The following is a 25,410-nucleotide window of genomic DNA, read 5'->3' as shown; positions in this document are numbered from 1 at the left end:
GCCCCGTGCACCGTGTGACCAGAAGAGAGGGTAAACGGGCGATTGGGTGCCCCATAGTGTCCGGCGGACGAAATGCCGGACCCGTCGGCCATAAATGATCATGCGGATAGCGGGAGATCGTGCTTTCGGCCAGTTCAAATGGTGATGACGACCTTTGCTCGGGCGTGTTCGGACTCCACGTATCGGATCGCGGCGGCGGCCTCGGTCAGGGGGAAGGCGCGGTCGATCACAGGCTTGACCGTGCCGGCCGCCGCCATCTCGGCCAGTGTGGTCAGGTCCTGCTGGCTCGTGGTCGCCGTCAGGACGGAAATTCGCTGGTTGGTGAAGCGGGATGCCAGGCCCGCCCAGAGGATCAGGCGCATCGGGCCGAAGAGGCTGCCGCCCTGGTATGTGCCGCCGCCGGAGAGGACCAGGGTGCCACCGGGGGCGAGCGCGTCGCGCAGAGTGGACAGTGCGTGGTTACCCACCAGATCGAGTATCACGTCGTATTTCGTGTCGAGGGCGGTGAAATCTGTCTGCCGGTAGTCGATCACCGAGGATGCGCCGAGCGACGTCACCAGGTCCACGTTGCGGGTGCTGCAGACTCCGGTCACTGACGCCCCGGCGGCCGTCGCCAGTTGGACGGCGAAGGTGCCGACGCCGCCTGACGCGCCGTTGATCAGGACGGTGTGTCCAGGAAGAACAGAGATCAGGCCCTGCAACGCCGTCACCCCGGCCAGGGGAATCGCCGCCGCTTCGGACGGTGTCAGCGCCGGGGGCCGGTGTGCCACCAGGTCCGGAGAAATCGCGATGTATTCGGCGAAGGCGCCGTCCGCCTGCCCGGCATCGCCGAACACCTCGTCGCCGGGCTGGAAGGACGAGACCCCGGCACCCACCGCGACGACCTGCCCGGCGAAGTCCCGTCCGCGAACCCGGGTCTTCGGCCGCCTCAGGCCCATGCTCAGGCGTGCGAACCGCGGGTCACCGCGCATGACATGCCAGTCGTAGGCGTTCACCGACGCGGCGGCGACCCGCACCAGCACCTGCCCGTCGCCGGCGACAGGCGTGGGAACCGAGCCGATCGAGCACGAGCCATAGCGATCCTGCACGAGCGCCTTCATCGAAAACCCCCAAGGTGTACGGTGTACACCCAGTGAACGTGTACGCCGTACACCTGTCAAGGGAGATATCGTGCCCACGTGGTGACAAGGCTGAATCGGGACCGGGTGCTGCGCGCAGCCGTGGCCCTGGCCGACCAGATCGGCCTGGAGCAGCTGAGCATGCGCCGGCTCGCTCAGGAGCTGGACGTCGTGCCGATGGCGCTCTACAAACACGTTGCCAACAAGGACGAGCTGATCGACGGCATGCTCGACGTGGTCATCGGTGAGATCGAGCCGGCGACGCACCACGGGGACTGGAAACCCGCGATGCGTGAACAGATCCTCGCCGCCCGGCAGGCGATGCTGCTCCACCCGTGGGCCTCGCGCGCCATCGAGGTGCGGCAGGCGCCGACGACGGCGGTTCTCGCGTACATGAATGGGGTCATCGAAATCTTCAGAGCCGGCGGCATGTCCGCCGGCTTGACCCACCACGTCATGCACGCGCTGGGAAGCCGGGTTCTGGGTTTCACGCAGGAGTTGTACACAGCTGATCCGGGTGGCGAGCCGCCGGACATGACGGCGTTTCCCTACGTCGTGGAGATGGCGATGACGGCCGCGCACGAGAACGACACGATCGTCGGCGGTGGGTGCGACGACGAGTTCGAGTTCGAGTTCGCCCTGGACGTGCTGCTGGACGGTTTCGAGCGGTTACACGCGACCGGCTGGCACCCCTAGGCTCATGCCACGCAGAACTCGTTGCCGGACGGGTCGAGCAGCACGACCACTGATGGCCCCACTCGTCGTGCTCGGACCGGTACGTGGCGCCGAGTTCGACCAGGCGCTCGACCTCCGCGGCCCGGTTGTCGGCGCTGAGGTCGAGATGGCAGCGGTTCTTGCCCGTCCTGCCCTCCTCGACCGCGATGAACATGAACGTCGGCCCGGGTCCTCCCGGATCCGGGCGAGCGGCACGTCCAGCTCCCGCAAGTCTCGACCTTCACCCAGGGCGAAGGTCAACCTCGGGCGTCAGGTGGATGGGCCGGGGGTGTGGCCGGGCGCCACCGCTGCCTGGACGATCAGGGCGGCGGCGCCGATGCTGGCCGCGTCCCTGGGCTGGGCGGACAGCTCGACCAGCACCGGATGCCGCCGCCGGGAGTGGGCGGTTCGCTCCAGGTGGGTGCGCAGGCGGCGGGCGTAGATCGAGCCGGCCAGGGCCGCGCCCGGGCCGGTCAGGACCACCCGGCCCAGGTCCAGCAGGTTGACCATCGAGGTGGCGGCGACCGCGAGATGGCTCGCCGCGCGGTCGAGGATCGTGAAGGCCGCGGCGTCGCCGGTCACCGCTGCCCGCGCGACGGTGTCGTAGGCGCTGGAGAGCGACGTGCCGTTCACCGGGACGCCGGCGTCGGCGACCACCGCGGCCATCGAGGCGTAGCGCTCCACGCAGCCCTGGTTGCCGCACGGGCACGGGCGGCCGTCGTAGGCGATCGACATGTGGCCGAGTTCGCCGGCGTCGAAGCTCGCGCCGCGGAACAGGGCGCCGCCGAAGACGAAGCCGGCGCCGATGCCGGTGCCGAGGTAGATGCAGCCGAACGCCTGCTCGCGGGAGACCCGGCGGCTCCAGAACTCGCCGAGGGCCGCGGCCGCCGCGTCGTTCTCCACCATCACCGGCAGCCCCAGGCGGCCGGTCAGGGTCGCGCGCAGGGTGTGGAGATCTTCGGACGGAGCACCACTTGGGTACGGGGTAGGCGCCACGATCGCCAGGCCTTCGATGCGGCCCCGGGGCAGGTCGAGCCCGGCTGTGAAGTCGTCGAACTGGCCGGCGAGCTGGCCGGCCGGTGGGCGGGGTACGACCTCGCGGCCGACGACACCACCGGTCAGGTCGACCGCCACGCAGGTCAGGGTGTCCGGGCCGAGGTGGAAGCCGATGCCGAAACGGTTCGCCGGTTTGATGGCGATCAGCTTGCGGGGCTTTCCGCGTACCGAATCGGCGGAGCCGACCTCGTGAATGATCCCGTCCGCGATGAGGTCTCGCACGATGTTGGAGATCGACGGCTGGGTGAGGCCGGTGAGGTCGGCGAGTTCGACGCGGCTGATCGCGGCCGCGGAGCGGATCACGTCGACGATGAGTGCCCGGCTGCCGGGACCCGCGGCTGGCGCTTCACGACGTGCCATCAGAGGTACGGTCTCCGGGTCTCGAACGAACAGGGCAACTCTACCGGGAGGAACCGTTGACTCAGGCGCCGCGTCGGGTCGGGCTGGTGCTGGAGCGGGCTTCGCAGGTGCTCGGAGAGGAACCGTACTACCACGAGTTCCTCGAGGGTCTGGAGCGTGTGCTGACGCCGGCCGGTGTCTCGGTGCTGGTGCAGGTGGTGACCGACCGGGACGCGGAGAACGCGACCTACGAGCGGTGGGCCGCCCACCGGCGTGTCGACGGGGTGATCCTGGTCGACCTGGGACCGGACGACGAGCGCGTCGCCCTGGTCGCGGGCCTGGATCTGCCCGCCGTGGTGATCGGGGATCCGTCCACGGCGCAGGGGTTGCCGACCGTGTGGACCGACGACGCCGGGTTCGCGCAGGAGGCCGTCGGGTTCCTGGCCGTGCTGGGGCACCGCAGGATCGGGCACGTAACCGGGCCGCCGAGGTTCGCGCACACCCAGCTGCGGCAGAACGGGCTGGCCGCTGAGGCGGCCGTCCGGGAGATGACCTTGCTGGTGGCCGAGGGCGACTACTCGTTCGACGGCGGCCGGGCCGCGACCCTGCGGATCCTCGACGAGAAACCGACAGCGATCATCTTCGACAACGACGTGATGGCGCTCGGTGGTCTCGCCGCGGCGGCCGAGCACCACAAGACCGTGCCGGCCGATCTGTCGATCGTGGCCTGGGACGACTCGGCACAGTGCCAGCTGGCCGTGCCGGCGTTGTCGGCGATGAGCCACGACGTCGAGCGGATCGGTGAGCTGGCGGCGAAAGCCCTGCTCGCGGCGCTGGCGGGCGAGCCGGCCGAGGTTTATCAGGCGCCGTCGGCGCACATCGTCGTCCGGGACAGTACCCACCCCCTGAGCTGATCATGGCGCGCTCGCAAGCAGGCCGCCGTACCTCTCCAGACTACATAAATTATTAATTTAACCTTGACGACACACGAGCGATCCGACCATGCTGAGCGCCCTACGGATCGATTACCAATGAGACGGACAGCGACATGGCGGATAGAAGAACCCTCATCGGCATCGGCGCGGCTGCCGTGCTGGCCCTGGTCACCGGGTGCACCGGCGGTGCCACCGAGGAAGGGCCGGCCGACTTCTCCGGCGAGATCACCGGTGCCATCACGGTGCTGACCAACCGCACCGACCTCGCCACCACGGCCCTGCCGGAGTACGCCAAGAAGTTCCAGGCGAAGTACCCCGGCACCACTGTCAGCTTCGAGCCGGTCACCAACTACGAGGGCGACGTCACCACTCAGCTCAGCTCCGGCGAGTACGGCGACGTCCTGCTGATCCCGAACACGGTCGCCGTCGACCAGCTCGGCCAGTTCTTCGAGCCGCTCGGCGCCACGGCGGATCTCAAGGCGAAGTACCGGTTCGTCGACGAGAAGGCGTACGACGGACAGGTTTACGGGTTGTCGATCGGCGGTGTCGCCAACGGGTTCGTGGTGAACACGAAGGTCTGGGCGCAGGCCGGGATCACCGCGCCGCCGACGACGCCGGAGGAGTTCGTCGCCGGTCTCACCGCCGTCAAGGACAAGACCGGCGCGATCCCGTTCTACACCAACTACAAGGACGGCTGGCCGCTGAGCTTCTGGAACAGTCAGCGCGCCATCTTCGGCAAGGCCGACGCCAACGAGACGTTCCCGGCCGACGCCAGCCCGTGGCAGCCCGGCAAGGTCCAGTACGTCACCGACGGGCTGCTCTTCGACATCGTGACGAACAAGCTCATCGAGCCGGATCCGCTCACCACCAACTGGGAGGGCAGTAAGCCGATGCTCGGCACCGGCAAGGTCGCCAGCATGCTGCTCGGCTCCTGGGCGATCCCGCAGATGAAGGACGCCGCGACCGCCGCCGGGGCGAATCCGGACGACATCGCGTTCTGGCCGTTCCCGTGGCAGACCGGCGGGAAGTTCCACGCCCGCATCGAGGGCGACTACAAGGCCGCTGTCAGCAAGACCAGCGAGAACAAGGCCACCGCGAAGGCCTGGCTGGAGTGGTTCGTCAACGAGTCCGGGTTCTCCGCCGACCAGCAGGCCATCCCGCCGGCGATCGGCCAGGAGCTGCCGGCCGCGCTCAAGGATTTCCAGGCCACCGGCGTCGAGCTGATGGAGCTGCCGGCCGCCGTCGCCAACAGCGGCAAGGAGGACCAGATCATCAAGACCTCGGAGATCGACCTGACCGGCAACATCTACCGGCAGAAGCTTGTCGACATCGCCCGGGGTGCGGCGAAGGGTGACAAGGAGAGTTACTTCGCCGAGCTGAACAAGCGGTGGGGCGAGGCGCAGTCCCAGGTCATGAAGTGACGAGGAAGCTCACGGCCTGGCTCTACCTGGCTCCGGCACTCGCCCTGCTGATCACCTTCACGTACGTGCCGGTCGCCAACATGGTCGTCTACAGCTTCACCTCGTGGGACGGCCTCGACGTCACGATGGACCCGGTCGGGCTGGACAACTACGTGCGGGTGTTCACCGACGAACGGTACTGGCGGGTCTTCCTGATCAGCGGTTACTACTTCGTGGCGTCGTTCGCGCAGATCGCCATCGCCCTGTACTTCGCGGTGATCCTGTCGTTCAACACCCGGTTCCGGAACCTGTTCAAGGGCATCCTGTTCTTCCCGTACCTGCTCAACGGTGTCGCCGTCGGGTTCGTGTTCCTCTACCTGTTCCAGCCGGACGGCACTCTCGACACCGTGCTGCGCTGGGCCGGGCTCGGCGATCAGACGCATTTCTGGCTGGGTGACCCGGACATCGCGAACATCAGCCTGGCCGGGACGTCGGTGTGGCGGTTCACCGGGCTGAGCTTCGTGCTGTTCCTCGGGGCGATCCAGTCGATCCCGGGGGAGATCTACGAGGCCGCGGAGATCGACGGGGCCGGGGACTGGCACACGTTCCGGCACATCATCGTGCCGGGCATCCGGCGGATCATCAGCCTCTCGTTCATCCTGGCGATCTCCGGCAGCCTGTCGGTCTTCGAGATCCCGTTCATCATGACCGGCGGCGCGAACGGGACCAGGACGTTCGTGGTGCAGGCGTACGAGACGGCGTTCCAGTTCCGGCAGATCGGGCTGGCGTCGGCGATGGCCGTGGTGCTGCTGCTCATCGTTCTGCTGATCACGTGGGTCCAGCGCCGGCTCGTGCCCGACGAGGAGGTGAGCTTGTCATGAAAAAAGTGGCTAAATATCTTTCGCTGATCGTCGCCTCGGTAATCGTCCTATTACCCCTCATCGTCGTCCTGTTCGCCGCGTTCAAAACCCACGCCGAATACAACAGCAGCGGCCCGCTCACCCCACCAAAGAGCTGGCTCAACGTCGACAACTTCGCCACCGCCTGGACGCAGGGCCGGATGCTGCTCGGCTTCTGGAACACCACCGTCATCCTGGCGATCTCGCTGACCGGCACGATCTTCGTCGGCACCCTGGCCGCGTACGCCATGAGCCGTTTTGATTTTCCCTTCAAGCGACTGGTCCTCGGCTCGTTCCTGGTGGCCGCGCTGGTGCCCGGCGTCACCACCCAGGTCGCGACGTACCAGATCGTGAAGTCGATGGGCCTGGTCAACACCCCGGGCTCGGCGATCGTGCTGTTCCTCGGCACCGACATCATCTCGATCTACATCTTCATCCAGTTCATGCAGTCGATCCCGCCGAGCCTGGACCAGGCCGCCATGATGGACGGCGCCTCCCGGTTCACCATCTACCGGCGGATCATCCTGCCGCTGATGAAACCGGCCATCGCGACCGTGGCGATCATCAAGGGCATCGCGATCTACAACGAGTTCTACATCCCCTTCCTCTACCTGCGCTCACCCGATCTGAGCGTGATCTCCACAGCGCTGTTCCGCTTCAAGGGCCCCTATGGCGCGCAGTGGGAGACCATCGCCGCCTGCACCATGATCGTCATCCTTCCGACGGTCCTGCTCTTCCTGCTGCTGCAGCGCTTCATCTACAACGGCGTCACCGCGGGAGCAACAAAATGACGGTCATTCAGGATTTGTCCGGCGCTTGGCAGCTGCGTGGCGACGATGTGGACATCGCGGCAACGGTGCCCGGCTGCGTGCACACCGACCTGCTCGCGGCCGGCCGGATCCCGGATCCGTTCCTCGACGACAACGAGCACCAGGTGGCCTGGGCGGGTCGCGCCGGCTGGACATACCGGCGCGAGATCACCTGGGACGGCCCGCCGCACGACCGCGTCGACCTGGTCTTCGAGGGCCTGGACACCGTCGCCCGCGTCGAACTCGGCGGCGAACTCCTCGGCGAGACCCGCAACATGCACCGCACCTACCGCTTCGACGTCACCTCCAAGATCAAGATCAACACCCCCCTTTCGGTACGCTTCAGCTCCGCCTATGCCGAGGCCGACGCTGTCCGGGATGTGGTGGGGCCGAGGCCGAACGCCTATCCGGAGCCGTTCCCGTTCATCCGGAAGATGGCGTGCAGCTTCGGCTGGGACTGGGGCCCGACCCTGGTCACGGCGGGGATCTGGCGGCCCGTCCGGCTGGAGGGCTGGAGCACGGCGCGGATCGCTGCGGTGCGGCCGCTGTGTGCGTACATCAGTGGTGCCGGTCCGGAGGGTCTCGGGAAGCTGGACCTGACCGCTGAGATCGAGCGCGTCAGGGATCGCGCGCTGCGCGCGCAGGTGCTGCTCGACGGCCTGCCGATCGCCCTGCTCGAGGTGGGCGTGGGGGAGACGGTCGTCCGCGCCGAGCTGGACGTCGCGGGGGTGACACCGTGGAACCCGCGCGGGTACGGCGAGGCGGCGTTGCAGGACCTGACAGTGGTGCTGCTCGACGGCGAGACCGAAATCGATCGGTGGCAACGGCGGGTCGGATTCCGCACCGTCGAACTCGATCGCACGCCGGACGAGGCCGGGACCCGATTCGTCTTCCACATCAACGGACAGCCCGTTCTCATCAAGGGCGTCAATTGGATCCCGGACGACATCTTCCCGTCCTCGATGACCCGCGAACGGTACGCATCACGGCTGCGGCAGGCGGCCGACGCCGGCGTCAATCTGATCCGGGTCTGGGGTGGCGGAATCTACGAGGACCGCGCCTTCTACGAGGTGTGCGACGAACTCGGATTGATGGTGTGGCAGGACTTCCTGTTCGCGTGCGCCTGCTATCCCGAGGAGGAACCGATCCGTTCCGAGGTGATCGCCGAAGCGCGTGACAACGTGACCCGGCTGGCACCGCATCCGAGCCTGATCACCTGGAACGGCAACAACGAGAATCTGTGGCTGCGTGATGCCTCCGGCTGGGCGTCGATGCCGGGCGGCGACCTCAGCTGGGGCCCGGCCTATTACCTGGACATCCTGCCGGCCATCGTGGCCGAATTGGACCCGTCGCGGCCATATCAGGCGGGAAGTCCCTGGTCAGGGTCGTGGGAGCACGAACCGAACGACCCCGATCACCAGACCTTCCATTCCTGGGAGGTGTGGAACCGGCAGGATTATTCACACTATCGCGATTCGGCGCCGCGATTCGTGGCCGAATTCGGGTGGCAGGCGCCGCCGGCCTGGCGCACGCTGCGCGACGCGGTCTCCGACGAGCCGCTGCTGCCGGATTCACCCGGGGTGCTGCACCACCAGAAAGCCGAGGACGGCAACGGGAAACTCGCCCGCGGATTGGCGGCGCATTTCCCTGCTTTCCGCAGCACGGAGGCTTGGCACTATCTGACGCAGCTCAACCAGGTGCGGGCCGTGCGTACCGGTATCGAGCACTGGCGGTCGCACTGGCCGCACACCGGCGGCACGATCGTGTGGCAGCTCAACGATCTGTGGCCGGTCACCTCGTGGGCGGCGATCGACGGGGCGGGGCGGTTCAAGCCGCTCTATCACGCGCTGCGGGAGATGCACGCCGATCGGGCGCTGACCATTCAGCCGCGCGGAGTGGCCGTTCTCAACGACAGTGCCGACGTGTGGGACGGCCTGCTGCGGGTGGAGTCGCGGTCTGCTGACGGGGCTTTGCTGACGACCGTTTCTCATCAGGTCTCGGTTGCGGCCCGCAGCGTCGCCGTGATACCTGGTGCCGGCGGTGACGCGGCCATCGTCGTCGCCACGCTCGGTGAGGCGCGGGCGCTCTGGTTCGCCTCTGATGCCGCTTCCGCCGATGCCGGGCTCACGGCCACCGCGGAATCCGTGCCCGGTGGCCTCGATGTACGCCTGCACGCCGCCGGTGTCGCCCGCGACGTGCTGCTGCAGGCCGATCGCATCCATCCGTCCGCGACCGTCGACCAGGGATTCGTCACCCTGCTGCCCGGTGAGTCGACGGTGCTGCACGTGCGGGCGCCGGTCCCGCTCGACCCCGGTTCGGTCGAGGCGCCGTGGGTGCTGACCGAGCTGGCTTCCGCCCTCACCCAGGAGGTATCGCAGTGAAGATCCCCCTCTCCATCGGCGCAGCGCTGCTGCTCGGCGCCGCACTCTTGCCGGTACCCGCACAGGCGTTCCCCGCGACCAGCAAGGCGACCGTGCTGAACTACCTGCGGTCGATCACCGGGACCAGCATCGTCTCCGGTCAGCACAACAAGGAGCCGGCGAGCTCACCCGGCCAGTACACCGCGCAGGTCAACGCCGTCACCGGCCAGTGGCCCGGCCTCTGGGGCGGCGACATGATGTTCCGCGCCGACGACATCGCCAACCGCCAGCGCGTCGTCGACCAGGCTGTTCGCGAGTGGCAGAACGGCTCGCTGGTCGCACTGACCTGGCACGCCTGCTCGCCGACGGCGGGCCGCACGTGCGAGTTCGACGGCGGCGTGAAGACGCAGATCACGAACGCCCAGTTCCAGCAGATCGTCACCGGCGGAACCGCGCTCAACCAGGCGTGGCGGTTCCGGATGGCCGAGGTCGTGCCCTATCTGCGGCAGTTGCGCGACGCCGGGGTGCCGGTGCTGTGGCGCCCGTTCCACGAGATGAACGAGACGTGGAACTGGTGGGGCGGCCGGTCCGGTCCGAATGGTGGCGCGAAGATCTTCCAACAGATGAAGGACTACTTCGACAGCCAGGGTCTGACGAACCTGATCTGGGTCTGGAACGTGCAGGACAACCCGGCCGGTGGGTGGTCGTCGTATTACCCGGGCTCGGGTTATGCCGACGTGGTGTCGCTGGACGTCTGGTACAAGGGCCATCCGTCGTCGGGCGACTACCAGCAGATGCAGACGATCGCGGCGGGCAAGCCGATCGCCATCGCCGAGATGGGCAAGGTGCCGAACGCGGCGTTGCTGACGTCGCAGACACGGTGGGCGTACTTCATGGTGTGGTCCGAGCAGTTGCGCGGCAGCAACACCAACGCGGAGATCCAGGCGGCGTACTTCCATCCGAGGGTGCTGAACCAGGGCGAAGTCCGCTTCTGACACCAGCAACGGGCGGCACCCGATCGGCTGCCGCCCGTTGTCCGGTTTTCTCAGTCCAGCAGGTCGTCGAACTCGCCTTTCTTGGCACCGTCCAAGAAGGCTTCGAACTCTGGCTTCGTGTAAAGGATGATCTCGCCGTCGGGGTGGCGCGAATTGCGCACGGCGATGAGGTTGTCCGTCTTGGCGACCTGGACACAATTGCCGCCGGCGCTGCGGGTCGCGACGCGCCAGACGAGCGCATTCCGGTCGAACTTCACGTAGCTCATGATTTTCCCTGGATTAAGAGAGTTCTTGGATTTGATCGGCGATCATGCTTAGTGACCGATCAGGGTCGAGGGCGACATCGACAATGCCGGCGAACAGGCGTTTCACTCGATCGACCTCTCCCAGATCGTCCTCATAGAGCTGGCCCAGCTGCCCCTCTGCGTAGATCACCGTGGGTTGTGAATCCTCGGCGAAATCGAGCACCGCGAAGGCGCCGTCGAGTCCCGGATTGGAACCCGCAGAATATGGCAGGACTTGGACCGTGACATTGGGCAGCTCGGAAGCGAGTCGCTTGATGTGGTGGAGTTGATCTCGTATGATGTCGCGGTTTCCGATGATCCGATGCAGAATCGATTCGTCGAACACGGCGTGAAAGATCAACGGATTTTCACCTGTCAGGATCCGCTGTCGCTGGATTCTGGACTCTACCGTCTCTTCCAGCTGGTCGGCGGAGAAATGTCGCCGGATCGGTGCGATTACCTCTTTCGCGTATCCGCTCGTCTGTAACAGCCCCGGGATGACCGACGCCTCGAAATTCTTGATCGAGACGGCAGCGCTTTCCAGATCCAGATAGGTCGCCGTGGGTGACTCGAGGTTGTATCGCTGCCACCAACCCGGCTGCGATGCCTCCTTGGCCATCTGGACCAGCCGCTCCGTGGTGTGAGCGTCCAGGCCGTAGTAACTGCAGAGCGCGCGAACGTGTGGTGGTCCGGAGCGTGGGGAGGTGCGGGACGCGTTCTCCAGCCGGCTGATGGTGGCGGCGGGCAGGCCCACGTCTTTCGCCACCTGGGCGGCGGTCAGGTCTCTGGCCTCGCGGTATCCCCTCAGGAGCGCACCGAGCTCTCGGTTGCGCAACGTCGGGCTACTCCGCCGGACCACAAGACACCTCCTGATACCCCAGGCTCGATTCTATGTCAACACAATCGTTGGCAAGCCGGACCGTGGCAAAACATAGTGTGTCAACATGCGGTTTGGCAATTGCCAACTAGCCGTGTCGCCGCGCAGACTGTCCGTAGGGTCAAGGCCATCAATGGCTGAGGCCTCAAACAGGACGAGCACCCCTGGTTGCAGCCAGGAGTGCCCGTTATCCAACTGTCCGCCCAAACCGGTCACACGGAAAGAAAGGACGAGTCGTGGAAAGTGTAGTCCTTGTGCTGTCCATGCAACAGCCGCCTGGTCACGATGCCTCAAACGTTATGATCGTCGGCGCCGCAATTCTGATCCTTCTCGCACTCCGGTTCATCGCGCGTTCTCTGCAGCCGGTCGTCGAAGTGATCAAATCCGCCGCCGCGATGGGGCTGGCCGTTCTCCTGGCGGTCGCGGCCCTGGTGCTGGTGGTCATGTCGCTGTTCCTCTGAAACTTATGGCGGCAATCGTCAAAGGCGACGGTGCCGCCATAGGTCCGCTCAGCCGGTCAATCCCTCCAGCGCCCGATCCACGGCGGCGTCCAGATCCTCGGGCAGCGCGGCGATGGCCGACAGGGCGCCGAACCGGTCCAGATAGGACGCGCCGTGCTCCGGATCGGCGCGGATCACATCACCTTTCGCGTCCTCCAGGTACAGCAGTTCGCCGTGGCCCGCAGTGGTGAAGCCGAGGATGACGAACGGGCCTTTCACTCCCTCGTGCAGCCCGGCTGAGTACGGCACCACCTGGACGCGTACCTGTGGGTTGGCCGCCGATTGGCGCAGGTGCTCCAACTGGTCACGCATGATCGCCGGTCCGGTGCCGGACGCGCCCGCCCACCGGTGCAGCGCGGATTCGTCGATCAGGAAGTGCATCCGTGGCGCGTCGTCACTATCGAGGATCTCCTGTCGGGCCATCCTGGCCTGCACCAGAGGCCCAAGCTCCGCCGGTGTCGCGAAGAAGCTGAGCACCGCTTCTGCGTACGCCCGGGTCTGCAGCAGGCCGGGGATGACGAACGGCTCGAACGCGCGGATGCTGGACGCCACTTTCTCGTACTCGACGAGGAGCCTGACCTCCCGGCTCAGCGGGGTGTCGCGAACCGTCAGCGGCTGGACCGCCTGGTACAGGTGCTGGACCTGATCGGTGAGTCCGTAGTGGTCGAGCAGGGTCAGCAGCCGGCCGTCGGTAATCCCGTCAGCGACGGCCTCGACGAGCAGCAGGTCCGCGAGGGGCCAGCCGAGGGCGTCGGCGACCTGTTTCGGATCCCAGCCCGACTGGATCCGGGTGATCGTCAGTTGCCGCCACAGGGTGAGGCGGTGGGCAGTCGGATCCGCGCCGGCGGTCATGGGATCACCTCCTCCAGGATCTCCTGCGTGGCCTGTTCCCGGCCTTTCAAGATCGGCATCTGCTGGCAGCACCATGCTACCTATGGGTAGGGCGTATCCAGCAGCCATTCCCGGAGCGGGAAAAGTGGAGCCTAAATCTGGGGAGTCCCGCTTTTGCCGGCGGTCACGTACAATCGTCCGGGTTGGCAAAAATGCCGTGCGAATGCGAATAGCACGGCCGGCCGGCGCCCAGCTTGCCGTGATTGCTGCATTGGTGCCATCCGACTGTTTTCGCGGAAGAGATCAACCGGCGGGTTGCACCACGACGATCTGGATCGTGGTGGTGGCCGCGACGTCCTTCACCGCCGGGCCGGTCTGGTCCCAGTCGGGCAGCCGGGGCAGGCCCAGCTGGCGGATCCCGCGGCGTTCGGCGTCGGCCAGGGCTGCGGTCAGGGCGGTGCGCAGCGCCTGGGGGTCCGGTGGGGTGCCGGGGCGCTGGTGGATGACCAGGTTGTAGATGAGCAGGCCGTCCGGGGCCTTCCAGGACATCAGGCCGCCGAGGCGGAGCACGCCGGCCCGGCAGCGTTCGTGGTAACGGTCGTACATTGCCGGCCAGCGGACGCGGAAGTCGTGGTCCATGACGCCGGCGCAGGTCACCGCCTGGGCGAGGGCGGGGAATCCCTGCTCGAAGAGGTCACCGGCACGGGTGTCGACGAGGTCCACGGGCACTCCTCGGGCTGGGCGACGTTGCCGTCTTCCATGATGGAGTGTCCGATCATGTCTCGCATAGGGTCACCCGCCCGTTGAGGCGAGAATGATGGTCACGAATGCCAGGAAAGGGCGACAGCGAGGGCCGGCGCGCCGCCACCGGGCGCGGAGACAGGACCCGGTCTCGGCCGCCGGTTCGGCGGTCCCGGCCAGGTCAGGTCAGATGACAATCGGATGACGGTTGCTTCGTGCGTACCCAAGAAGGGTTTCAGGAAGTTGCGGGCTGCTTGGTGCGGCTTGTCGCGGGCTTCTCGGCGGGGCGGCGGGTCAGGACCTGCGGGCCGGACTCGGTGACGGCGACCGTGTGCTCGGAGTGGGCGGTGCGGGAGCCGTCGGCGGAGCGGATGGTCCAGCCGTCCTTGTCGAACTTGATCTTGTCGGTGGACTTGCAGAGCCAGGGCTCGATGGCGATGGTGAGGCCGGCTTCGAGTTTCATGCCGCGGCCGGCGCGGCCGTTGTTGGGGATGTGCGGAGCCTCGTGCATGGTGCGGCCGAGGCCGTGGCCGCCGAATTCGAGGTTCACGCTGTAACCGGCGTCGTTGGCGACCTTGCCGATCGCGGCGGAGATGTCGCCCAGCTTGCCGCCCGGTCTGGCCGCTGCGATGCCGGCCTCCAGGGCGATCTCGGTGGTCTCGATCAGTGTGAGGTCGGCGGGGTCGGGGGTGCCGACCACGACCGAGACGGCGGAGTCGGTCACCCAGCCGTCGATGCCGACCGCCATGTCGAGGCTGAGCAGGTCGCCGTCGCGCAGCACGTATTTGTGCGGCAGGCCGTGCAGGACGGCGTCGTTGACCGACAGGCACAGCACGTTGCGGAACGGGCCTCGGCCGAACGACGGGGCGTAGTCCCAGTAGCAGGACTCGGCGCCGCGTTCCTTGATGCGGCGGCGCGCCTGGTGTTCGAGGTCCATCAGGTTCACGCCGACGGCGGCGGCGTCGCGCAGCTCGGCGAGCAATTCACCGACGAATTGGCCGGTCACGGCCATCTTCGCGATCTCTGCGGCGGACTTCAACTCGATCATGGTGCTCCCTCTCCCGTTGCGGTATTTTTATACCACGACGGTGTCCGGGAGGTATCCTGCTGGCATGGTTCGCCAACCGCTCACCCCCCAGCAGATCGCCGCGGGCCAGCGTCTCGGGGTCGCGCTCCGGGCCGCGCGAGGCGGACGCAGCCTCGTCGAGGTGGCGGTGGCCGCCGGGATGTCACCGGAGACCCTGCGCAAGATCGAGGCGGGGCGGCTGCCGGCGCCGGCGTTCGGGACCGTCGTGTGTCTGAGTCAGGCGCTCGGCGTGCCGCTCAGTGAGCTGGCCGAGGTGTGGATGGCCGGGATGCCCGTGCGGCAGGCGTCCTGATTCCGGACGTCGTGAATGAGCGGCCGGCGATCGGGTAACCGGACGACATGGCTGCTACTCACACTTCGAAGTCGACGAACAATCAGTTGGACGCTGACGACCGCAACGCCATGAAGGACAGCGCATTCGCGTTTCCGCGGGTTCGTAAGGAGCCGTTGAACGACGCCGGCCATGTGCGGAATGCGATAGCGCGGTTCGACCAGGTGAAGGACGTCAGCGATGCGGAACGGGACGAGGCGTTCCGGCGAATTCAGAAGGCCGCCCGCAAGTTCGGCGTCGAGATGACCGAAACGCGCTGGCAGCAGCTCGGCAAGCCGCCGAAGACAGAACGGTGATCGGCGCTCTGCCGAATCGGGTAATTTCGTCGGGCGGCCGAGAGCCGCGCCATTGCGTAACCTCGGATTGCGCCGACCGAGGGGAACGTTGTGGAGGAGCTACCAGAAACTGCCAGGGCTCGCCGGGTGTGGGACAAGGCCGCGCCCAGTTACGACCGGCAGATCGAGTTCCTGGAACGGCACTGGTTCACCGGCGGCCGGGAGTGGATCGGCGCCCGCGCGACCGGCCGGATCCTCGACGTCGGGGTGGGCACCGGGCGCACCCTGCCGTTCTATCCGGCCGGCACCACCGCCACCGGCATCGACCTGAGCCCGCGGATGCTGGAGGTCGCCCGGCAGCGGGCACGGCGGCCGGTGGATCTGCGCGAGGGTGACGCCGAGAACCTGCCGTTCGCGGACGCGTCGTTCGACACGGTGGTGTGTGCGCTGTCGCTGTGTACGATTCCGCATCCCCGGGCGGCCGTTCTGGAGGCCAGGCGCGTGCTCGTCCCGGGTGGGCGGCTCCTGCTCGTCGATCACATCGCCAGTCATTGGCCGCCTGTTCGTGCTGGTCAGTGGCTTTTCGAACAGATCACCGTGCCGACCGCGGGGGAGCACTTCACCCGCCGCCAGCTGCCTCTGGTGCAAGAGGCCGGCTTCACGATCGTCGAGACGCAGCGGTTCAAGGCCGGTACGATCGAGCGGGTGCACGCGCGGCGTTAAAGCGTCGCGTTGATGTGCTCCACGATCGCCGCGCGGCCGGCTTTCGCCTCCGGGACCGGCAGCAGCGGATAGACGTGGATGGCGCCCTCCTGCTCGTGGTACGTCACCTTCGTGTCGGCGGGCACCCGGTCGCGCAGCAGCCGGCAGTCCGGCAGCGTGATGTCGCGGGTGCCGACCAGGATCTGCAGGGGCGGTAATCCGTCGAGGTCTCCGTGGATCGGGCTCAGCCTCGGGTCGTCGAGTTCCAGGCCGCCCGTCCACGCGGCCGCGATCGGGCGCAGGCCGGCTCGGAACAGCCACGGATCGGCCGGTTCGATCTCGTCGATGCCGGGGTTGGACATGGTCAGGTCCAGCCACGGCGCGATCATGGTGAGGCCGGCGACGGTGGTGTGCTGCGCTGCTGTGTGCTGCGCTGCTGTGTGCTGCGCTGCGAGCAGTGCGAGGCCGCCACCTGCTGAGTCGCCGGCCAGGTAGACGGGCTTGCCGATCCTGGCGATGAGCTCGGTGACCAGGGCCAGTGCTTCCAGGCCATGGTGCTTCGGCGACAGGCCATAGATGGGTACGTGTACCTCGCAGCCCGTCTGCTCGGCGATGTGCCGGATGAGCGACCAGTGCTGACCGACGATCTCGCTGGTGTAGGCGCCGCCATGCAGGTAGATCACGGCCTTGTCCGGATTTTCCCCGACTTTGTAGACGGTGAAGCCGTTGACTGCCGCACTGGTCGCGGCCAGCCGCTTCGGCGGTGCCGACGGGCCTTTCGCCCGGTACAGCGTCTGACGGCCGGCGGCCTCGGTGAGGAACTTCCGCCGGTACACCAGGCGCATCACGTGCGCGACACCGTTCATCTGCCAGCTGACCATGGCCGCAGGGTACGGGGTCGCCCGGACTCGGGGGCGGGCTGAGCTACTGCGGGATGTTCCAGGCCTTCAGGGTGAGGTTGAGGACGACCGTCTCGCTCTCGGTCGACATCGAGTCGACGGTGACGAAGACGAGTTTCTGCGGGCGGCCCGACGCCGCTGCCCTCTGATAGTCGGTGATGGCGCACAGGGTCATGCCGCGCGTCGGCACGATCGGGGAGCGGCCCGGGTTGGTGCGGATCGTCTCCTGGCAGTCGTTCGGGGTGGCGGTCGGGCCGGACACCTGCGCCACCGCGAGGGAGGTGTCGATCTGGCCCGGCGCGCTGCAACCGAGGACGCCGAACTCCGGTCCGTAGCCGGTGTTCAGCACCCGCGGCTCGGCGAGGTCGATGTGCATGGCCGCGCCGGCGCCGCAACCGCCCGAGCGGACCCGCAGGTGCTCGCCCTCGTACGCGATCGTGTACTCCGCCGTGGGGCTGACGTCGGCCGGCGTCTCGGCGGTGCTGGGGTCGCCCGCGCCGTCGGCCGGCTCCTCGGCGGGCGTGGCCGCGGTGGTCGGCGCCGACGCCTCCGGGGTGGTCGCCGCCTCGGTCGCCGGCGCGGCGAGCGGCCGGTCGTTCGCCTGTTTCGCCAGGTCGGTGGCCTGGCTGCTGCGGCTCAGCGCGAACGCCGCCAGCCCGACGCCGGCCAGCCCGACGACCAGGGAAAGAGCCGAGACCACCAGGGTGATCACCAGCAGATAGCTGCGCTGGCGGGTCGCCGGGTTCTGCGGACTGGTCACCTGTTCGTCTCCTTCGACAATCATGTGTGGGTGAGACCGGGACCCTTGAAGGTCATTTCGCCGGCCCGCGATTGACAGACCAGCTCGATACGCAATTTCTGTACGCCGGCGACCGGCACGTCGAGGCCGGCGGTTTTCCCTTTGGTCAAGGTGTGCACCGCGGATTGCCGATCGTCGGCGAATATCTTCACCTGTAATTGCGAGTCGTCGTCCGGCGCTTTCGCGACGGCGAGATTCGCGGTGAACGTCAGATAGCGACCGGCGAGGTCATATTGGATCTTGCGTTGCCGGTCGGTGGACAGGCCGGTCGGGCATTGCACGGTGAGGTCCGGCCCGCTCTGCTGGACGTTGCTGCCGCCGATCTCCGCGTCCAGGCCGGCGAGCGCGACGATCTGACCCGGGGTGGTTGTCGGATCCGGAGCGGTGGCCGGGCTCGTGGTGACGACCGGACTGGTCGCCGCAGGCGGGGTCACCGGCCGGGCGCCGGGGTCGTCCGTGTCAGCCGCGTCATCCGGGGAATTCGGCTGTACCCAGGCGAAATAGGCGATGACCAGGCCGGCGATCGCCACGCTGAGGCTGATCCCGCCGAAGACGACCTGCATCCAGGTCGACGCCGACTCCGCCACCGACCTGCCGTCCGGCTCGGCCTGCGGACCGGCACGGCGGGACTCGTCGAGTCCCCGCTCACGCATCACGGTGATCGCCTAATGCTGCCGCACGACGATCGAGCCGGCCATCCGGTCGTGCAGGGTCCGCTGGCCGTCGCCGAGGACCATGAGCGCGTCGACCCAGAAGTAGATGCCGAACGTGCAGGCGCTCAGCACCGTGCCGAGCAGGCCCTTGATGACGAAGTCACGCATCGCCATCCGGCCCCAGTCGAACCGCTGGCCGGTCGAGGCGTCGACCACCACGTACCCCAGCAGTTTCTTGCCCGGTGACTGACCCTCCGCCCAGGTCACCATCGACCAGGCGAACCATCCGATCCAGAGCGTCACCACGATCAGCACGCCGTCGAGCAGGAACGCACCGAGCCGTCCACCGGCGGAGACGATCGGCATGCCGGTAGCGGGCGGATAGGCGTACTCGGTCTGGTGGGCCGCCGGCGCATAAGGCTGGACGGCGGAATTCACCGGCGATACCGGGTTTTCGTAACCCGGCCACTGGTGTGTGGAGGTGTATCGCGGTGGAGCCGGCTCATTTCCGGGCAGGGGGGACTCACTCATCGGCCTGTCATCCTCATTCCACGCCAAAATGAAGTCGTCCGAAGATCACAATGGACAACGCGCTGTGAGTGCCCACATTCGCCGAATATTTGCAGTGTGACAATCAGACGCACGGGTGGGCACGTCGTACGGTCGGACGAGACCGGCGGTACCTTTTCTCCGAATCGATCTCACCTATTCGGAAAATGATCACCAGGGGACGACGGCGTAGTTCTTGAGCAGAACGCCGTGCAGCGGTGATCCGGACTCGCCGCTGATGATGGGGTGGTAGATCCGGGCTGCCGCGTCGATTGGCGGGCCAGGTCGGGTGCGCCGACGCGGGTCAGCATGTTGAGTGCCGCCGTGCTGACCGAGGTGTACGGATGCCGTTCGGGGCCGGGGCCGTCCTCACCGAACCAGCGGAAGGAGGCTTCCACGACGTACCGCAGCCCTCGCGCCCGGTCACGTTCACCACGTATCGGTGGTGTGTTCCGGGTGCGGTCAGCGATCGGCTCAGGCGGTCGACGAGCAGAAACGGCGCCACCACGTTGACCAGCTGCACTTCGAGCAACTCAACGGGGTCGATCTCGCCCAGCCGGGCGGCCCAGGAGTTCGCGGAGCCGCCGACGATCAGCGCGCCGGTGGCATCGGTCAGCTCGGAGCCGGTCGTCTGCGCCACCGTCTCGACGGCCGCACTCCACTCCGGAGGGGCGGCGCCGGGGCGACAGCGATTTCCGGACGCCGGCGCGGTTGAGCGTACGGAAAAAGGGGTTTGATCTTGGGGTGGGTGTTGAAAGTCGTGAATCCGACTTGGCTTATGACGAAAATCGAATGTGGACAGGGGGTGCTGGGGTCGACCATGAGGCGTGGATTTCGATCGAGATCAGGTGGAGGCCAGCGCTGCGCGGCTGCGGGAATGCCGGCAGGAGCTGACGGGATACACGGGTGGCGGGGCGGTCAACGGGTGGACGCCGGTCGCGCAGGAGATGGCGGAGGCGTGCCGGGTGCCGCCGGAGGACATCGCCGGGGTGGTGGCGCGGCTCAAGGAGTTGCAGCTGCTGCTGAACCAGTTGCCGCCGAGTCCGGAGAAGAGCCGGATCGGGCAGTTCAACACGCTTTATCTGACGATCACCGAGCAGGTCGAGGCGCATCTCGGCGGCAAGGAGGTCACCGACAGGCGGTGGCTCGAGGTGCTCGATGTCGAGTTCGCGCGGCTGTACTTCAAGGCGCTCGCGTCGTGGGGTGTGCCGGACATCGACACGCCTGACGCCTGGGAGGTGCTGTTCCGGCGCTCGCACCAGGAGGAGATCAGCACGCTCGAGGCCGCGGTACTCGGCGTCAACGCGCACATCAACCATGACCTGGCGTTGGCGTTGATCGCCACGTGGGAGCGGCTGGGTTACATCGGTGACGGGCCGCAGCATCCGGACTACCTGCTGGTGAACCGGATCTTCTACAAGGAGATTCCGCCGTTGCGGCGCCGGTTCGCGAACGCCTGGCAGCTGGAGATCGACAAGTGTGTGGGTGAGCTGGACGACTGGAGTCAGCGGGTTCTGGTGCGGACCACGCGGGCGCGGGCCTGGGAGCAGGCCGAGCGGTTGTGGGAACTCAAGGACAACGAGAAGGACTTCCTGCAGGCGTGCACGCTGATGGACCGGGCGGCGACGATCGCGGGGGAGACGCTGCTCAAGGGCGCTGGGGTGGTGCGGGTGCTGTGGCTGACGGTGACAGCCCCGGTCCGGAACGTGTGGCGCAAGGTCCGCCGCCAGCGGGGCGCGCGTCGAATCGGAGCAATCGCTGGGTAGTTGAACATCGCGAGCACTGGGGTTGCCGGCGAAGACGATGGCGATCATGACCGTCGGCAATGTACGTTACCGCGACGTGCTAGCCACCTGCCCTGGCGGCGCATCTCCGTGGGAATTCAGGAGTTCAGTGATGGCCAGCGCCCTTGAGAGCCTGATTCTTGCGCTTTCCTACGATCTTGAAACCCTCCAGGGCGCCGTCGGCGTAGTCGGTTCGCAGGCCATGGACGAAGCGATCCAGGCCCAAGGGCAGGCAGCGGCTCTTGGGGTCGACGAGATCGCGGTGATGCTGGAAGCCGTGAAAGATCACATCGCGGAAGCGACCAGCTTTGTAGGTGAAGCGGCCGCCAAGATTGAGATGGCGAGAAGCATCGCCGCCTCTCTGCCGACTTGAATACAGAGCAGCGTCGCGGTGGTCGCGAACACCGCCCCGCCCCAGTGGGATACGCGTGATCCGCTTAACTGGGTGATTCCTCAGCTGCGGCTTGTCCGAGCACGCTCGGCCATCCTCGCCGACTCGGGGCGGGCGGCCGACCATGCCCGTGCTGCCCGGGACGTGCTCGGGGCGGTGCGAACCGGCGCCCGCGGCCTGCTGGAGTTGCAGCCGCATCTGCCGAAGCCGGTCGACGCGACGAAATCGGCAGTCGCTGAAGCTTTTTTGATGGCGTTAGGCGACCATATCGACGAGACAATCAAATTACGTGGTCTGGAGTGGCCGCCTCCGCGTGTGGACCCGCCACCTTCTGTGACGATCGACCTTGTCTACCTGTACCGGTGCGCGTCACGGCAGATCGTCCCGGTCGGTGGTGACTCCAGACTCCTTCTGCGGGACAAGTTGATCAAAGTGGAGCGACAATGTCGCATTCTGCTTCAGCAGTGGGACAGCAATTCTCGGCGGATCGCCGCCGCTAAGCGGGTCGCGGCTCCGGCGACCGACTCCGCGCCCTCCCGGTTCGGTGCCTTCATCAGTGGTGTCGGGCTCGCCGTGTCGCTGATGCAAGGCCCGGGAGCGATCAACGATCTACCGGAGGACATGCAAGAGCTTGGTGGGGATGTCGTCTCGGTGTCGGGGGCGGTCGCTTCTGGTCTCGTTCACCTGCTCGATCAGATATCGGAATCAGTGGAACAGTTTGTGGAATGAACGTCACTGAGTGCTTCGCGGCCTCCTGGGCGAGGTCCTTCACCTCGCCGGCCACGACCGCGAACCCCTTGCCGAGGTCGCCGGCGTTCGACGACACCTCGACGGCGGTGTCGGACACGCCGCGGGCCTGCTCAGACGAGCCCCGGGCGGTGTCGGCGATGGCTCCGGCCGCGGAGGTCATCGAGGACGCTATTCAGCGCAACTCGAACTGCTTGACCATGTTCTCGCCGTCGGCGATCCCCCGTTCGGAGGCCTTGGTCGGCATGGCGCGCCCGGCGACGCCGCGCTCCGGGGCGGCGACGGCGGTCTCCTCGCTGACGCACCCGGCCGTCGCCGTCAACGGGGCTGCCGTCGTGGCCCAGACCGCCCACCGTGTGAACACCGCGCCTGCGCCGATCCGTACGGTTTCCGCTGGGTTGCTGATCGGCAGCGAATCGACCGGATTTGGTGTCAGCTGTCGTTCTTGTGGCTCCCGGCGTTTACTCGCATGGATGCCAGAGGGCCCTTGAAGGGGGAAGACATGCTGGTTCGTTCCGCACGCTGGCTGGCCGCACCCGTGGTAGCCGGCCTGATCGCCGCCGCCGGGCTGACCCTGATCAACCCGGTCACCGACGCGACCGCTGAGCAGCAGGGCCGCAGCCGGCCCGCCGCGCGTAACGTCATCTTCATCAACGGCGACGGCATGGCCGCCGCCCATCGCGAGGCCGCCCGCCTGTACTACGCGGGTCTGAACGGCCGGCTGGTGATGGATCAGCTGCCGTACTCGGGCCAGCTCACCACCAGCCCCGACGATCCCGAGACGGCGATCACCGACTCCGCCGCCGGGGCGAGCGCCTGGGCGACCGGTGTGGCCACCTACAACGGCGCGATCAGCGTCGACACCGACGGCAACCCGCTGCCCACCCTGGGCGCGCAGGCCAAGGCCGCCGGCAAGGCGACCGGCCTGGTGACGACCGCCCAGGTGACCGACGCCAGCCCTGCTGCGTTCTTCTCGAACGCGGTCGACAGGGCCGCGCAGGACGATATCGCCCGTCAATACCTGGAGAGATCGAAACCGGACGTCATCCTCGGTGGTGGCGAGGACTGGTGGCTGCCGGCGGGCACCCCTGGCGCGTACCCGGACCAGCCTGCCGAAGATCCGGCCGAGGGCAGCCGCGGCACCAAGGGCAACCTGATCAACCAGGCGAAGGCGGCCGGTTACCAATACGTCTCCACGCCGCGGCAGCTCGCCGCCGCGCGCCCGGGCAAACTGCTCGGCCTCTTCGCCAACGAGGAGATGTTCCAGCAGCGTGCCGAGGGTGCGGGCGACATCTACAGCCCGGTCGTGAGCCTGTCGGCAATGACGAAGAAGGCCCTGCAGAACCTGTCCGCCGACCGCGACGGCTTCTTCCTGCTGATCGAGGAAGAGGCGGTCGACGAGTTCGCCCACAACAACAATGCCCGCCGCACCCTGCAGGCCATGGGCGAGCTGGACAAGGCGGTCGCGGTCGCTCGGGCATACGCCGCGAATCATCGCGACACCCTGGTCGTGGTGACCGGCGATCACGAGACCGGGGGCCTGGCGATCGAGGACGTCGACGCCGCCGACGAGTCCGTCGACGAGGACGGCCCGTTCGCCGTGCACGGCACCGGCTTCCAGTTCTTCGTCGACTGGACAACCAAGAGCCACACCGGCCAATCAGTTCCGGTCACGGCTTTCGGCCCGGGTGCGGAGCGCTTCACCGGCCAGCACCCGAACACCTACGTACACGAGATACTTCAACCCCTTTTTTAGTACGCGTTTCGCCTCACGGATATCGTGACTCGCCGATAGGCATACTCGGCGGGGGAGATTCAGTGGGGATTCGAATCATCGTTGCCGTCGCCGTGGCCGGCGTCACGACGCTGGCCCTGGCCGGCTGCCCGTCGTCCAGCTCGTCGGAACCGGCCTGCGACCAGTCCACCGAGGGCAGGACCGAATGCGACGACACCGACAACAAAGCAGGCCAGCCGTTCTCGAGACTCGCCCGGTACTAGATCTATCTGAGCGGTGCCGAGCCGATCGGCATCGAAGTTCTCGGCCTTTGAAGGTTGTGCCGCATTCTTCTGCTCGCATCGGAGAGAAGTCCCCACTGAACGTTCAGCGATACCGTTCAGGGGTATGAACGCTTCCCTCTCGAGTCTTCTCCCCGGCCGGCCGCGTCTGCTCGGCCTCGGTGAGCCCACCCACGGCGAGAACGATCTGCTCGGCCTGCGTAACGAGATCTTCCGGGAACTCGTCGAGCAGCAGGGCTATCGCACCGTCGCGGTGGAGAGCGACTGCCTGATGGGCCTGGTCGTCGACGACTACGTCACCGCGGGCGCCGGGGCGCTCGACGAGGTGATGGAGCGTGGGTTCAGCCACGAGTGGGGTGCCTTCGCCGGGAACCGTGACCTGGTGAGCTGGATGCGGGAGCACAACGACGGCCGGCCGGCGGCGGAGCAGGTGCGATTCGCCGGTTTCGACGGGCCGCTGGAGATCACCGGTGCGGCGAGCCCGCGGCAGGCCATGACCGCCCTGCACGCCGTCCTGCCCGCTGACCTGGTCCCCTGCACGGCGGAGACGCTTGATCGGCTGCTCGGCGCCGACGAGCGGTGGTCGAATCCCGCGGCGATGATGGATCCTTCGCAGTCGGTGGGGCAGAGCGCCGAGGCCATCGAGCTGCGGGTACTGGCCGACGAGATGGTGTCCCTGGTCGAGGCACTGGCACCGCGATTAGCGGCGCAGGGTCAGTGGCATCGGGCGCGCCTGTACGGGCGGACCGCCATCGGGCTGCTGCGGTACCACCACGGCATGGCTGGCACGTCGCCGAGCCGGATCGCGAAGCTGCTCGGCGTACGCGACTCGATGATGGCGGCGAATCTCCTGGCGCTGGCCGCGCGGGGTTTGACCCTGGTGTCCGCCCACAACAGCCACCTGCAACGCCCGATGAGTTCGATGCGGATGGGCGGTGATTCGGTGCGCTGGTGGAGCGCCGGAGCGATCGCCGAGACCCAGCTGGCCGACGACTACGCCTTCATCGCCACCGCCCTGGGCACGATCCGGCACAGGGGAGTCGGTGTCCCGCCGGAGGGCACGATCGAGGGCCTTCTGTACGCCCGCCCGGAGGACCACTGTCTGGTGGACCCGGCCACGGTGACCGGCAGCGACTTCACGGCCCGGGTGTCACCGTGGTTCGGGTACGCGCCCCTGGACCCGGCCCAGCTGACCGCCGTCGACGGCGTCCTCTTCCTCAAGTACGCCCGCGAGAGCTAGTGCGGCGCACGCTTGGCGTCGATCTTGTTGACTTCCGCGGACACGTGGCCGTGCAACTCCCCAAGATCGGAGAAGTCGA

Annotated in this window: 30 protein-coding genes and 1 pseudogene; 17 read left to right on the top strand and 14 right to left on the bottom strand. The window is 67.2% G+C overall.

The genetic code is table 11. The annotated features are described in order from the left end of the window. Positions 1-134: 134 nt before the first annotated feature. Positions 135-1,100 (bottom strand): NAD(P)-dependent alcohol dehydrogenase, encoded by a 966-nt coding sequence (locus ACQP2E_RS27780; RefSeq protein ID WP_433825896.1) that lies wholly within the window; start codon positions 1,098-1,100, stop codon positions 135-137. Between the two features lie 78 nt (positions 1,101-1,178). Here ACQP2E_RS27780 and ACQP2E_RS27775 point away from each other — a divergent pair, with 78 nt between their 5' ends. Beyond that, positions 1,179-1,814, top strand: coding sequence for a TetR/AcrR family transcriptional regulator (locus tag ACQP2E_RS27775; protein WP_433825895.1), 636 nt, complete (start codon positions 1,179-1,181; stop codon positions 1,812-1,814). A gap of 109 nt (positions 1,815-1,923) precedes the next feature. Here the strand turns inward: ACQP2E_RS27775 and ACQP2E_RS27770 are convergent. Together ACQP2E_RS27770 and ACQP2E_RS27765 are read right to left on the bottom strand one after the other, a co-directional pair. After that, positions 1,924-2,007 (bottom strand): annotated as a pseudogene (locus ACQP2E_RS27770) (VOC family protein); the annotation flags it as partial. Between the two features lie 95 nt (positions 2,008-2,102). Continuing rightward, entirely contained in the window at positions 2,103-3,248 is a 1,146-nt protein-coding gene (locus tag ACQP2E_RS27765; RefSeq protein WP_433825894.1) for an ROK family transcriptional regulator, read from the bottom strand. Positions 3,249-3,304: 56 nt separating this feature from the next. Here ACQP2E_RS27765 and ACQP2E_RS27760 point away from each other — a divergent pair, with 56 nt between their 5' ends. The 6 genes from ACQP2E_RS27760 (at position 3,305) to ACQP2E_RS27735 (ending at position 10,625) form a co-directional block, all read left to right on the top strand. Next, positions 3,305-4,141: a LacI family DNA-binding transcriptional regulator gene (locus ACQP2E_RS27760; RefSeq protein WP_433825893.1), complete on the top strand. Its 837-nt coding sequence runs from the start codon at positions 3,305-3,307 to the stop codon at positions 4,139-4,141. Between the two features lie 134 nt (positions 4,142-4,275). Then, the gene (locus ACQP2E_RS27755) at positions 4,276-5,583 is read left to right on the top strand and encodes an ABC transporter substrate-binding protein (protein ID WP_433825892.1); all 1,308 of its coding nucleotides are present in this window, start codon (positions 4,276-4,278) and stop codon (positions 5,581-5,583) included. Continuing rightward, positions 5,580-6,443 (top strand): carbohydrate ABC transporter permease, encoded by an 864-nt coding sequence (locus ACQP2E_RS27750; protein WP_433825891.1) that lies wholly within the window; start codon positions 5,580-5,582, stop codon positions 6,441-6,443. Before ACQP2E_RS27755 ends, ACQP2E_RS27750 begins: the two co-directional genes overlap by 4 nt. Continuing rightward, on the top strand, positions 6,440-7,252 hold the full coding sequence (locus ACQP2E_RS27745; protein ID WP_433825890.1) for a carbohydrate ABC transporter permease: 813 nt from the start codon (positions 6,440-6,442) through the stop codon (positions 7,250-7,252). The genes ACQP2E_RS27750 and ACQP2E_RS27745 overlap by 4 nt, the downstream gene beginning before the upstream one ends. Continuing rightward, entirely contained in the window at positions 7,249-9,651 is a 2,403-nt protein-coding gene (locus ACQP2E_RS27740) for a glycoside hydrolase family 2 protein (RefSeq protein ID WP_433825889.1), read from the top strand. Before ACQP2E_RS27745 ends, ACQP2E_RS27740 begins: the two co-directional genes overlap by 4 nt. Then, positions 9,648-10,625, top strand: coding sequence for a glycosyl hydrolase (locus ACQP2E_RS27735; RefSeq protein WP_433825888.1), 978 nt, complete (start codon positions 9,648-9,650; stop codon positions 10,623-10,625). Before ACQP2E_RS27740 ends, ACQP2E_RS27735 begins: the two co-directional genes overlap by 4 nt. 50 nt (positions 10,626-10,675) lie before the next feature. On the opposite strand, the gene ACQP2E_RS27730 is transcribed toward ACQP2E_RS27735, so the two are convergent. Together ACQP2E_RS27730 and ACQP2E_RS27725 are read right to left on the bottom strand one after the other, a co-directional pair. Next, on the bottom strand, positions 10,676-10,891 hold the full coding sequence (locus tag ACQP2E_RS27730; protein ID WP_433825887.1) for a DUF397 domain-containing protein: 216 nt from the start codon (positions 10,889-10,891) through the stop codon (positions 10,676-10,678). A 13-nt stretch (positions 10,892-10,904) separates the two neighbouring features. Then, a complete protein-coding gene (locus ACQP2E_RS27725) occupies positions 10,905-11,744 on the bottom strand; it encodes a helix-turn-helix domain-containing protein (protein WP_433825886.1) in 840 nt (279 codons plus the stop codon). 278 nt (positions 11,745-12,022) lie between these two features. Between ACQP2E_RS27725 and ACQP2E_RS27720 the strand changes: the two genes are divergently transcribed. Then, a complete protein-coding gene (locus ACQP2E_RS27720) occupies positions 12,023-12,247 on the top strand; it encodes a hypothetical protein (RefSeq protein ID WP_433825885.1) in 225 nt (74 codons plus the stop codon). 48 nt (positions 12,248-12,295) lie between these two features. Here the strand turns inward: ACQP2E_RS27720 and ACQP2E_RS27715 are convergent, their stop codons facing one another. From ACQP2E_RS27715 to map, 3 genes are all read right to left on the bottom strand, one after another. Then, entirely contained in the window at positions 12,296-13,138 is an 843-nt protein-coding gene (locus tag ACQP2E_RS27715; RefSeq protein WP_433825884.1) for a DUF5753 domain-containing protein, read from the bottom strand. Between the two features lie 282 nt (positions 13,139-13,420). After that, positions 13,421-13,840, bottom strand: coding sequence for a hypothetical protein (locus tag ACQP2E_RS27710; protein ID WP_433825883.1), 420 nt, complete (start codon positions 13,838-13,840; stop codon positions 13,421-13,423). A 253-nt stretch (positions 13,841-14,093) separates the two neighbouring features. Continuing rightward, the gene (gene map / locus ACQP2E_RS27705) at positions 14,094-14,906 is read right to left on the bottom strand and encodes a type I methionyl aminopeptidase (protein ID WP_433825882.1); all 813 of its coding nucleotides are present in this window, start codon (positions 14,904-14,906) and stop codon (positions 14,094-14,096) included. A 64-nt stretch (positions 14,907-14,970) separates the two neighbouring features. Here map and ACQP2E_RS27700 point away from each other — a divergent pair, with 64 nt between their 5' ends. The 3 genes from ACQP2E_RS27700 (at position 14,971) to ACQP2E_RS27690 (ending at position 16,274) form a co-directional block, all read left to right on the top strand. Further along, on the top strand, positions 14,971-15,237 hold the full coding sequence (locus ACQP2E_RS27700) for a helix-turn-helix domain-containing protein (protein ID WP_433825881.1): 267 nt from the start codon (positions 14,971-14,973) through the stop codon (positions 15,235-15,237). Between the two features lie 86 nt (positions 15,238-15,323). Beyond that, a complete protein-coding gene (locus ACQP2E_RS27695) occupies positions 15,324-15,572 on the top strand; it encodes a DUF6582 domain-containing protein (protein WP_433825880.1) in 249 nt (82 codons plus the stop codon). Positions 15,573-15,662: 90 nt separating this feature from the next. Continuing rightward, positions 15,663-16,274 carry a class I SAM-dependent methyltransferase gene (locus tag ACQP2E_RS27690; protein ID WP_433825879.1) on the top strand — a complete coding sequence of 204 codons (612 nt, stop codon included), beginning with the start codon at positions 15,663-15,665 and terminating at the stop codon, positions 16,272-16,274. Here ACQP2E_RS27690 and ACQP2E_RS27685 read toward each other — a convergent pair. The 5 genes from ACQP2E_RS27685 to ACQP2E_RS27665 form a co-directional block, all read right to left on the bottom strand. Then, positions 16,271-17,134 (bottom strand): alpha/beta fold hydrolase, encoded by an 864-nt coding sequence (locus ACQP2E_RS27685; protein WP_433825878.1) that lies wholly within the window; start codon positions 17,132-17,134, stop codon positions 16,271-16,273. The two genes, ACQP2E_RS27690 and ACQP2E_RS27685, sit on opposite strands and share 4 nt — an antisense overlap. 43 nt (positions 17,135-17,177) lie before the next feature. Beyond that, the gene (locus ACQP2E_RS27680; RefSeq protein ID WP_433825877.1) at positions 17,178-17,912 is read right to left on the bottom strand and encodes a hypothetical protein; all 735 of its coding nucleotides are present in this window, start codon (positions 17,910-17,912) and stop codon (positions 17,178-17,180) included. A 20-nt stretch (positions 17,913-17,932) separates the two neighbouring features. Beyond that, positions 17,933-18,604 (bottom strand): NPCBM/NEW2 domain-containing protein, encoded by a 672-nt coding sequence (locus ACQP2E_RS27675; RefSeq protein WP_433825876.1) that lies wholly within the window; start codon positions 18,602-18,604, stop codon positions 17,933-17,935. A 12-nt stretch (positions 18,605-18,616) separates the two neighbouring features. Beyond that, positions 18,617-19,135 (bottom strand): RDD family protein, encoded by a 519-nt coding sequence (locus ACQP2E_RS27670; RefSeq protein WP_433825875.1) that lies wholly within the window; start codon positions 19,133-19,135, stop codon positions 18,617-18,619. A 322-nt stretch (positions 19,136-19,457) separates the two neighbouring features. Next, complete coding sequence (locus ACQP2E_RS27665; RefSeq protein WP_433825874.1) at positions 19,458-19,793, bottom strand: hypothetical protein; 336 nt, start codon at positions 19,791-19,793, stop codon at positions 19,458-19,460. A gap of 187 nt (positions 19,794-19,980) precedes the next feature. Here ACQP2E_RS27665 and ACQP2E_RS27660 point away from each other — a divergent pair, with 187 nt between their 5' ends. From ACQP2E_RS27660 to ACQP2E_RS27650, 3 genes are read left to right on the top strand one after another with little or no spacing between them, the layout of a single operon-like run. After that, positions 19,981-20,919 carry a DUF5995 family protein gene (locus tag ACQP2E_RS27660; RefSeq protein ID WP_433825873.1) on the top strand — a complete coding sequence of 313 codons (939 nt, stop codon included), beginning with the start codon at positions 19,981-19,983 and terminating at the stop codon, positions 20,917-20,919. 46 nt (positions 20,920-20,965) lie between these two features. Then, a complete protein-coding gene (locus tag ACQP2E_RS27655; RefSeq protein ID WP_433825872.1) occupies positions 20,966-21,310 on the top strand; it encodes a hypothetical protein in 345 nt (114 codons plus the stop codon). A gap of 18 nt (positions 21,311-21,328) precedes the next feature. Continuing rightward, positions 21,329-22,057: a hypothetical protein gene (locus ACQP2E_RS27650; protein ID WP_433825871.1), complete on the top strand. Its 729-nt coding sequence runs from the start codon at positions 21,329-21,331 to the stop codon at positions 22,055-22,057. A 193-nt stretch (positions 22,058-22,250) separates the two neighbouring features. Here ACQP2E_RS27650 and ACQP2E_RS27645 read toward each other — a convergent pair whose 3' ends face one another. Next, positions 22,251-22,439: a hypothetical protein gene (locus ACQP2E_RS27645; RefSeq protein WP_433825870.1), complete on the bottom strand. Its 189-nt coding sequence runs from the start codon at positions 22,437-22,439 to the stop codon at positions 22,251-22,253. A 138-nt stretch (positions 22,440-22,577) separates the two neighbouring features. Here ACQP2E_RS27645 and ACQP2E_RS27640 point away from each other — a divergent pair, with 138 nt between their 5' ends. The 3 genes from ACQP2E_RS27640 (at position 22,578) to ACQP2E_RS27630 (ending at position 25,331) form a co-directional block, all read left to right on the top strand. Further along, complete coding sequence (locus ACQP2E_RS27640; RefSeq protein ID WP_433825869.1) at positions 22,578-23,831, top strand: alkaline phosphatase; 1,254 nt, start codon at positions 22,578-22,580, stop codon at positions 23,829-23,831. Between the two features lie 62 nt (positions 23,832-23,893). Then, positions 23,894-24,073, top strand: a complete 180-nt coding sequence (locus ACQP2E_RS27635) for a hypothetical protein (protein ID WP_433825868.1) — start codon at positions 23,894-23,896, stop codon at positions 24,071-24,073. Positions 24,074-24,197: 124 nt separating this feature from the next. Then, positions 24,198-25,331 carry an erythromycin esterase family protein gene (locus ACQP2E_RS27630; RefSeq protein WP_433825867.1) on the top strand — a complete coding sequence of 378 codons (1,134 nt, stop codon included), beginning with the start codon at positions 24,198-24,200 and terminating at the stop codon, positions 25,329-25,331. Positions 25,332-25,410: the final 79 nt, after the last annotated feature.

Source organism: Actinoplanes sp. CA-015351 (assembly GCF_050955685.1).
GTDB lineage: Bacteria > Actinomycetota > Actinomycetes > Mycobacteriales > Micromonosporaceae > Actinoplanes.
Note: the sequence above shows the minus strand (reverse complement) of the source record. Positions and strands in the feature narration are given on the sequence as shown.

What these genes read in the sequence shown, in the direction of transcription:
- ACQP2E_RS27780 (WP_433825896.1), bottom strand. Translation starts at nt 1,100, where the DNA reads ATGAAGGCGCTCGTGCAGGATCGCTATGGCTCGTGCTCGATCGGCTCG.
- ACQP2E_RS27765 (WP_433825894.1), bottom strand. Translation starts at nt 3,248, where the DNA reads ATGGCACGTCGTGAAGCGCCAGCCGCGGGTCCCGGCAGCCGGGCACTC.
- ACQP2E_RS27755 (WP_433825892.1), top strand. Translation starts at nt 4,276, where the DNA reads ATGGCGGATAGAAGAACCCTCATCGGCATCGGCGCGGCTGCCGTGCTG.
- ACQP2E_RS27745 (WP_433825890.1), top strand. Translation starts at nt 6,440, where the DNA reads ATGAAAAAAGTGGCTAAATATCTTTCGCTGATCGTCGCCTCGGTAATC.
- ACQP2E_RS27740 (WP_433825889.1), top strand. Translation starts at nt 7,249, where the DNA reads ATGACGGTCATTCAGGATTTGTCCGGCGCTTGGCAGCTGCGTGGCGAC.
- ACQP2E_RS27730 (WP_433825887.1), bottom strand. Translation starts at nt 10,891, where the DNA reads ATGAGCTACGTGAAGTTCGACCGGAATGCGCTCGTCTGGCGCGTCGCG.
- ACQP2E_RS27715 (WP_433825884.1), bottom strand. Translation starts at nt 13,138, where the DNA reads ATGACCGCCGGCGCGGATCCGACTGCCCACCGCCTCACCCTGTGGCGG.
- map (WP_433825882.1), bottom strand. Translation starts at nt 14,906, where the DNA reads ATGATCGAGTTGAAGTCCGCCGCAGAGATCGCGAAGATGGCCGTGACC.
- ACQP2E_RS27700 (WP_433825881.1), top strand. Translation starts at nt 14,971, where the DNA reads ATGGTTCGCCAACCGCTCACCCCCCAGCAGATCGCCGCGGGCCAGCGT.
- ACQP2E_RS27685 (WP_433825878.1), bottom strand. Translation starts at nt 17,134, where the DNA reads ATGGTCAGCTGGCAGATGAACGGTGTCGCGCACGTGATGCGCCTGGTG.
- ACQP2E_RS27675 (WP_433825876.1), bottom strand. Translation starts at nt 18,604, where the DNA reads ATGCGTGAGCGGGGACTCGACGAGTCCCGCCGTGCCGGTCCGCAGGCC.
- ACQP2E_RS27670 (WP_433825875.1), bottom strand. Translation starts at nt 19,135, where the DNA reads ATGAGTGAGTCCCCCCTGCCCGGAAATGAGCCGGCTCCACCGCGATAC.
- ACQP2E_RS27655 (WP_433825872.1), top strand. Translation starts at nt 20,966, where the DNA reads ATGACCGTCGGCAATGTACGTTACCGCGACGTGCTAGCCACCTGCCCT.
- ACQP2E_RS27640 (WP_433825869.1), top strand. Translation starts at nt 22,578, where the DNA reads ATGCTGGTTCGTTCCGCACGCTGGCTGGCCGCACCCGTGGTAGCCGGC.
- ACQP2E_RS27630 (WP_433825867.1), top strand. Translation starts at nt 24,198, where the DNA reads ATGAACGCTTCCCTCTCGAGTCTTCTCCCCGGCCGGCCGCGTCTGCTC.